This is a genomic window from Streptococcus sp. 27098_8_69, assembly GCF_041432445.1.
Classification (GTDB): Bacteria; Bacillota; Bacilli; order Lactobacillales; family Streptococcaceae; genus Streptococcus.
On sequence record NZ_JAPVZO010000008.1, the window covers coordinates 72,944 to 81,434 of the forward strand.

Sequence of the window (8,491 nt, forward strand, 5' to 3'; positions counted from 1 at the left end):
ATCAGCCTTTGATTCAAAAAGGAGGACAATATGAATCAAATAAAATCAACTAGTGAGGTAACACTCACTGACTTAAGACGACTAGGTTTGCAAGGTGATGCAACCGCACGGCTTGCAAGTGGTGAAGAAATGAAATTAACTAGTAAGTACGGTCTTATTCCCAAAAAAGGATATGTGGCAGGAAAACTTCAAACCGTTGAAATGATTGCAGAATACTCTAAAATCTATAGAGATATACGCACCATTAAACGTGGAGATATTTTAGTTGCCAGACGAATTAAGCAAGGTAATAAAACTATCTTACAGCTAACCGGTAAAGGTTATCACCGACCTAGCGGTAAAATTTAACAGATAGAGTCCTCATCTATCTGTTTTGGGGAGCAAGGAATTGTTTCTTTGTTGCTGAAAGCAGATAGGTGATGTTATGAAAAGGTGAAGAAATGAGTATTATACAGATAATATTTACAGTTATTCTTTTAGCCTCTGGGATTCTAGTATATATGACTTTTATCCCAAATAAATTGTCTGATAAAATCTCACGAGAACTAAAAGACTATTCAAATAAGCATTGTTTTAAGTAATATCAAAAAGGAGAAATCAAATGGAAATGATGAATGAAGTTAAGAAAGTTTTATTGGCTGGCGCAATCGCAACGGCGGCTGTTGGAGCAACGACTCAAGCTTCCGCAGAAGAATTAAAACCTACAGAGCCAATTTTAGGGAGCCAACAGAAGACAGCAACTAAAAAAACAGTTACAGAAACTGATGTTGCTATCTCCCAAGCAAATGTGGATCAGACAAACACAGTTGTAAAAAAACAGGAGGAGATTGTAAACACAGCTCAAAATGAGGTGAACGATGCTGAGAAAGGAGTTGAAGAAGCTACAGAAGCTGTTACTCAAGCGAAGAAACTTGTCCAGGAAGCTACTCCTAAAAATATCCAGGATGCAAAAGAAGATGTTTCTGAAAAAGAGGTTGCTGAGAAGAAAGCTCAAAAAGAACTGTCCTCTGCTGAAGAGCAACAAAAGCTAGCTGAAAAGAATGTTACTGATCAGGAAGCAAATGTCAAAAAAGCTACGAGAAAGCTTGATGACAAAACAAAAGAGGTTACAGATGCAGAACAAATTGTAGCTGAAAAACAAGCGATTCTAGACGGAACTGGAGTTGCGGGTATTGTTGCTAATGCTGAAGCTGCTGAGCGAAACTTGGAAATGAGCGAAAAAACTGAATCACAAGCTCGACAAGATTTAGAACTTGCTAAAAAAGCAGATGAACAACGTGCTTCTAAGTTGAAACAGGCAGAAGAAGAGGTAACGAGTACAGAAGCAACTAGGTTGGTGAAAGCGCAGGAACTAGATCAAGCAACCACTCAAGCTACTAACGCTGAAAATCAGTATCAAGTAGCTAAAGAGAATCTATCTACGGCTCAAAGTGTCCTGGACAGTTTGACAACGACTTCGATCACTTATCCTGCTGGCTATGTAGAAGCATTAAAGGCTTACTTCAATAATCCCACTGAAGAAAATTCAAATAAGTTACAAGAAATTGCCAAGAGAGGTATGACTGCTGCTGGATTTAGCTCACCAGATGGTGGTGAGACTTATTACAGTAATCCAACTTCTCCATTTAAGCAGAGTGAAGCAGATAAAAAGACTGTGATTGCTGATGTCAATCATTTATCTGCTGAAGTTCAAGATGAACTTGCCATTTTCAATGCACATTTGATTAATGATTTCCGTCAATTGATGGGAACAGATGATATTCCAGTTTTAGTGAATCGAGATATGCAGAAAGTGGCACAGAAGGTAACTCAGCTATCAACTAATCAGTACGGGCATGACCTAGATGCTTTGAACACTGTTGCGAAAGAAGTTGGTTTGAATCAGGGGAATCAAGGTCTGCTTGCTGAAAATATTGGCTTTCAAAATGCAGATGATGTAGTCACATTAGCTGATCTGAAACAACAGGCATACAACAACATGGTTATGATGTTGTTTTATGATAAGCACGCTGATTGGGGCCATGCTTTAAACTTTTCAGGGCTTGATCGTAAGTCAGTCACGCTTCAATATATCGGTGTAGCAACCCGAAAGACAGATCTTGGTTTGGTTGCGATGCACTATGTTGGAACAGATTCTAAAACAATTGATTTGCTGAAAAATGGTTTCCATCAAGAAGTTAAAATTGATACTAAGAACAATCTAGCTAGTCTTCAGGAAAGAATTCAACTAGCTAGAAACTCCGTAGCACAGGCTCAGGATACTTATGATACTGCGGAAACGAATCGTAAGGATGCACAAGCTAAAAAAGAACAAGCACAGACAGAATATACTCAAGCAGAAGTTACTGCGCAAAATGCAGTGACTAATCGTAATGATATTCAGAATATTGCTTTAAAAACCCCTGAAGCAGAAGCTAAGTTAAAGCAGGCGGAAGCAAACCTTGAAAAAGCTAGTTTAGAAAACAAACAAGCGCAAGAGGCTTTGGAACAGTTGAATGCAGACGTACAAAACAAACGTGAAGCACTTGCGTTAGCTAAAGATAAACTAGCTGAAAAACAAACTGAATGGAAATCACTGAATGAAGCTTTGACTGCTGAGAAAGAGGTATTGATTGCTAAACAAGGTGAACTTGCTCGAATTAAAGAACTTGTTCTCAATCGTCAAGCCTTACTTTTAGAATCAACTGAAGCCTTGAAAGCCTCAAAAGAGCGAGTGGAAGTTTTGAAGAATGCCCCACAACTCTTAGAAAAGGCAAAAGTTAATCTTGAAGCTGCTCAAGAAATTTTGAAAGAAAAGAAATCAGTTCTTGAGTTAGCAATAGCAAAACTAGAAACTGCAAAAGCAGAACAAAGAAAGGTATTAGAGGCTCATGAAGAGTTGTTGTCGGCTTATCGTGATTATCTGGAAGCACAGCAAGAAATTGGGCATCAAAAAGAGTTGACTGTTCAAAAAGCAAGTATTGAACAAGAAGGAACTCATTCTACTCCAGTAGTTCAAAATGGTAAGACTGCGAAGTATGTACATGAACAAGTGGCAAAAGTTAAAGATCCAGTCTATCAAGCACCTGCTGCAACATACGAATTACCTAAGACGGGAGAAAAATCTTCTAGTCTCTGGTTATTGGGAATGGTAACTGTTTCACTTTTAAGTCTGTTGAAAATCAAACGAGAATCTAAGGAAAATTAAATTCATTAAAGTCATCAAGGTTTCTTGGTGACTTTTTGGTTGGAGGAAAAATGATAATTGTATATTTTAGAGCAAGAGATCCATCAATTATATCCGTTAGAAAATATTCCAATGAACATTTAGAAAGGCGATACTATGAAAAAAACATTTAGCTATAGAAAATACGGAAAACGTCTATGTTCTGTAGCACTAGGACTCATTGCAGTTGGGTTTGTCGGTTCGGCAATAGCTCAAGCAGATGAATCCAAAAGTGAATCTTCAGTAAAATCAGCTACGACTGAAAAAACAGAGCAGAAGGATACAGAATCCTCTGGGGGTGACGAAAAACAGGTTAACAATAATAAATCCGACAAATTCAAGGATTTGGAAAAGACCAAAATTGAAATTGAAAAGGTCAAGAAAGATGCACCTAAGGTTAAAAATCCTAATCCAGAACCAGTTGATCCTAAACAACCTGATTTTTCTCCAGAACTAAAAACTACTGAAAATACAGTGGTAACTGGTGAAGATAAAACAGGCTCTAGTGAGCTACAGTTTAAGACAAAAGCTCCTACAAATACTAGCACAACAAATGAAATTGATCCTCTTATTACGGATCATGTTTATGACTATTCTTCTTCTAATGCGGGTAAAGTAAAGGATTCCTTACTCCTAAGTAAGAAGATTATTGAAGAAAATAAAAACCCTCAAAGTCGTCACATTCTTCAACTTTATGCGGATAATTACGGACAGAGTTCATATCATGCGAGCACAAAAAAAGAAATTAAAGACACTGTGGGCATATCTTCAACTCTCTTGACGAAGCAAGAAGCGCTTGAAATCATTGATAATCTGTTGAAGATTAAGGCTCCAACAGAAAAAGATTCTGAAATTCACGAGTATGGTGCTTATTTTGCTGCTTTAGCAAATGCTCTAGGTTCACACCGTTACCTAGATGAGTCTGTAGATGTTGTTGTTCCATTTGAAGAGATTGTTGAAAAAATTACTAAATCTTCTGATACTGTATCTGTTATCCAGTACACTGATGGTTGGATGGATAAAGGTAAACCTGAAGAAATGGACAAGTCTTTTGCTGAGTGGGCTAAGAAACGTGCTAAAACATTCATGTCAGTTGTCAACCGTAACCAAGTTACGGATAACGACACTAACTCTATGCGTTCAATCGAACAAATGAAGGAGTTAGGTCACCCTAACATTTATGACATGACAGGTAAAGACCCTAAAACAGTTGATGCTGAAGTTATCAAACAGTTCATGGAAACTGCGACTGTTAAAGTACAAACCTCTAAGGGCGCAGATCAAACAGCTCAAGTTGCCATCGGTGGAGATGGAATAAAAATCACTAAGGCTTTGTTAAAAGGTGGTAAAGTCAATAAAGAATTACCGGTCAAAGATGGGAAGGTTGATTTTTCAGAAAAACTACCTGATGGTGATTACTCAATCGTTTATAGCTTTACTGGAGAAGGTACTGCAACAGGTACAGTGTCACTAGATGGAAAAGAAGTGGCTAAGAAAACTGACTCTATCAAAAACGAAGGTGGAGCTGTTACTGCTGATTTCCGAACAGCAGACGGAAAAGAAATTCCTGGGCAAAGCGATATCACAATTGTCGAAGCTGGTAAAGAGATTGGTAGTGAATGGAAGGCAACTGAAGTTAAGAAGGAATTGACCGTTGATGGTGAAACCTATGTATTGACTGGTGAGCCTAAAGAATCTTCTGGAAAAGTTACTAAGGATACTGTTAAACTACATTATCTGTATGAAAAGAAACCAGCAGATAAAAAGGTTTATTCTCTAACTATCAAGGTTCTGAATGCTTTAACGAATGAGCAGATTGATCAGGATATTCTTGTAGCTAAGGGATTCTCTGGGGATGATTATGATATCAAAGCTCCGACTGTTGATGGATTTGAAGTTACCCTTAAAGAAGGCGAAGAGAAAGGGAAGTTTGCTGAAAATGACCTTTTGCTGACTTACTTGGCACATGAAAAAGGCGAGGAAGTTAAAGCTATCTTTGTCAACGAAAAGGGCGAGGAAATCAAGAATTCTGAAGTTATTTCCAAAGCTGGAGAGCTTGTAGGAAAAGACTGGAAATTTGATCGTGATGTTGAAACAGAAATTACAGTTAAAGATACAACTTATGTTTTGAAGGCAGTTCCAGAAGAGTTGGAAGGGAAGGTTTCTTCGGATAAACAGACACTTAAGTTTGTTTATAAAGAAAAAGAGAAACCGGCTGAGCCAAAGAAAGAAGAAAAAGTTGCTGAGCCAAAGAAGGAAGAAAAAGCTGCTGAGCCCAAGAAGGAAGAACCTAAAAAACTTCCTAAAACTAGTGCTGTAAAGGATGTATTGAATGGATAATAGAAAAGGAGAATGAATGAAATTTAATAACGAGACACAAGCAATCGGTTCAATCCGAAAAACAAGACGATGGGGAACGTGTGGAGTAATTCTTGGTCTAGCTGCCTTGGGCTTGATGACTAGTCCGGTCAGAGCAGATGAACGAACTGAAAATCCAGCCACAAATGCTCCCTATGCACAGACGAATCCAAGTAGTATTTCTACAGATAACCAAGGGAAGAGTGAAGAAAAAACAGGTTCATTAGAAGTTTCTATTTCACATTCAGGTTTAGATGAAACTGTTAAAAAGGCACAGGAAGCTGGGGTGAATGTAGAATTTGATTCTGTAGTAGATAAAGGTACAGCGAGTTCGGCTTCTGAGTTGGATCAAAAGCAAAAGGAAGTCGAAAGCGATTATCGAACACAAGCGGATAGTATTGCGAAAACTACTGAAAAATATCTCGAAGATAAAAAACAGAATCAAGCGGAACGTAAGAAAATCCAAGAAGAGAATGCTGCAAAGAAAGAACAATATCAAAAGGATTTAGCTTCTTATCAATCTGAAGTTGAGCGTATCAATCAGAATAATTCGAAAATCCGTGAAGAGAATGAAAAAAATCAGCAGGCTAATCAGGCAGAAATTGATCGTATCAATCAAGAAAATGCAGAAATCCGAAAACGAAACGCAGCTAAGAAAGAAGCTTATGAAACTTCTTTGACAGATTATAAAAATAAGCTAGCCACTGTTAAAGCTGAGAAAGAGGCAATTCAAACAAGTAAGCCTTTATTCGGATCAGATACAGGTTTCAAAGTATATGGAGGCTTTAACTCATCTGGTCGAGGGATGGAGTATTATGGTGACTTTACAGTAGTACCAGATGATGATCTCCCAGTAGAGAGCATGGACGGATTTTTAGGCTATCATGCAGATACTTATGTAACAGGGACTGAAGGAACTCAGGTTGGCAAAGATGTTACAGGAGCTTACGATGTAATTAAAGCTCCAAAAGTCGGAGATACATTTTATATTCACAATATTGGAACTCTTACGGATGGTAGAAAGGTAACGGCCAAAGTCAGAGTTTCTGATTTAGGTGACTACCTAGGCGAAGTTCGAAATGGTGTTCCTGTAACAGATCCAGATATTTATCTAAAGAGTGGTGATGGAGGAAGTTTCTATTTTGTCTATAATAATCATACCCGTTTGGAAATGGTTTTTGATTTTTATATTGAAGGAACGACAACACCAGCTTCTCTATTAATCGGAACTGTGATTTCAGATGTCGATTGGGGTCAAGGCTCAAATTTGAGTTATGGTTCATCTGGTCGTGGAATGGTGATTAATCCGAGTGGGTCTGGTTTGAATTTTGATGGCCGAGTTATGAGAGGAGTTGAAGAAGGTGTAAATGATGCTTCAGATATTCCTAGAGGTTCATTTGCTTCAGTAGGGTATGGATCTAGCCTAACTTATCTCCACACTTCCTCTCCAGGATCTAGAGAGGGAAGAACAGCAGCTGAGTGGGATGCGGAGAATGCGAGAGGAAATGGTCAAAATGTTGTATTTACAATTCTGGGTTCTGGTGCGGAATTGAAGAAGGTTTCTTTCGTGCCAAAACCTGCTGCCGTAACATACGAAAAGGAAACTCCTCTACCAAGTTCTCCAAAAGGGAAAGTTGAGGAAGCACTACCACCAAAACCTGAGGAGCCAAAGGAAAAAGAGATCCCGTCTTCGTTGCTAGCTCCAACTGTTAGAGTTAGATATGCCCGTCTCCAAGCAGTGCCTGACCTAGAGAAGTTTGTAAAGAATTCTGCAGGTGAATCTATTGATAAAAGCTATGTACCTAAGCTTTCAACAGTACAGTGGGAATTAACAACTAAGCCTCTTCCAGCTAATCGTGAAGCTATTACAGACTTTGAAATTGTAGATGCATTACCTTCAGGTTTTGTACTAGATGTAGAATCTTCAAAGAAGGCTAGTTCAGATTTTGAATTAACTTATGACGAATCGAGCCATGTTGTTCGCATGAAAGGCTTAGAAAGTTTGAAATCTAAGCTTAATCAAGATTTAAGTAAAGAAGTGCTAGTTCCAGCTCCAATTTTAGTAGGTAAGGTTACGAATGATGGGGCAACTTATAAGAATAACTTCGAATTAAAGATCAACAATAAGTACGAAAGTTATTCAAATATTGTTCAGGTTTCAACACCTGGTAAACCGAATGATCCTGACAATCCAAATAACAACTTAATCAAGCCTCTCAAACACAATCATAATAAGGATGGTGTTATCATTGATGGTAAAACAGTTCTAGCTGGTTCAACAAATTACTATCATATAACCTTGGATTATGATCAGTATAAGGGAATAAAGGCAGATCCAAATGCTATTCTAAAAGGCTTTGGTGCAATTGATGATTATCCAGAAGAGGCAGTGACTATCAATCAATCAGATATTCGTTATATTGATAGCGAAGGAAAAGAAGTTTCTGGTATTTCAGTGTATCAGTACGATTCTATTGAAGCTGTTGATAATGATAAAGTTAAAGCCTTTCTAGATAGTTCTGCAATTAAGCCTAAGGGAGCTTTCCAAGTATTTTTAGTGGATGATCCAGAAGCCTACTTTAACCAGTATATTAAATCAGGAAAATCAGTTACAATTATTGATCCAATGGTAACTAAGGAAGAACTACGAAATACAGGAAAATCTTTTGAGAATACGGCTTACCAAGTTGATTTCGGTAACGGATATCAAACTGATACAGTTGTAAATAATGTTCCTACTGTTAAACCAACCAAGAAGAATCTGAACAAGGCGGGTGTTGACATCGATGGGAAACAAGTCTTGGCAGGATCTGTAAACTACTACAAGGTAACTGCAGATTATAGCCAATACAAGGGCATTGAAGTAGATAAAGATCGTATTGGTAAAGGCTTCTACATTGTTGATGATTATCCAGAAGAAGCTGTTAC

At 37.9% G+C, this 8,491-nt stretch carries 4 protein-coding genes; all 4 read left to right on the plus strand.

Annotated features, from left to right (window positions below):
* The first annotated feature begins 30 nt into the window (after window positions 1-30).
* Window positions 31-348 carry a hypothetical protein gene (locus O3658_RS04400; RefSeq protein ID WP_049509453.1) on the plus strand — a complete coding sequence of 106 codons (318 nt, stop codon included), beginning with the start codon at window positions 31-33 and terminating at the stop codon, window positions 346-348.
* Between the two features lie 253 nt (window positions 349-601).
* Window positions 602-3,187, plus strand: a complete 2,586-nt coding sequence (locus O3658_RS04405; protein WP_371559547.1) for an SEC10/PgrA surface exclusion domain-containing protein — start codon at window positions 602-604, stop codon at window positions 3,185-3,187.
* Window positions 3,188-3,322: 135 nt separating this feature from the next.
* Window positions 3,323-5,545, plus strand: a complete 2,223-nt coding sequence (locus O3658_RS04410; protein WP_371559549.1) for a MucBP domain-containing protein — start codon at window positions 3,323-3,325, stop codon at window positions 5,543-5,545.
* Window positions 5,546-5,561: 16 nt separating this feature from the next.
* The coding region (locus O3658_RS04415; RefSeq protein ID WP_371559551.1) for an SspB-related isopeptide-forming adhesin at window positions 5,562-8,491 on the plus strand (2,930 nt) is incomplete at its 3' end.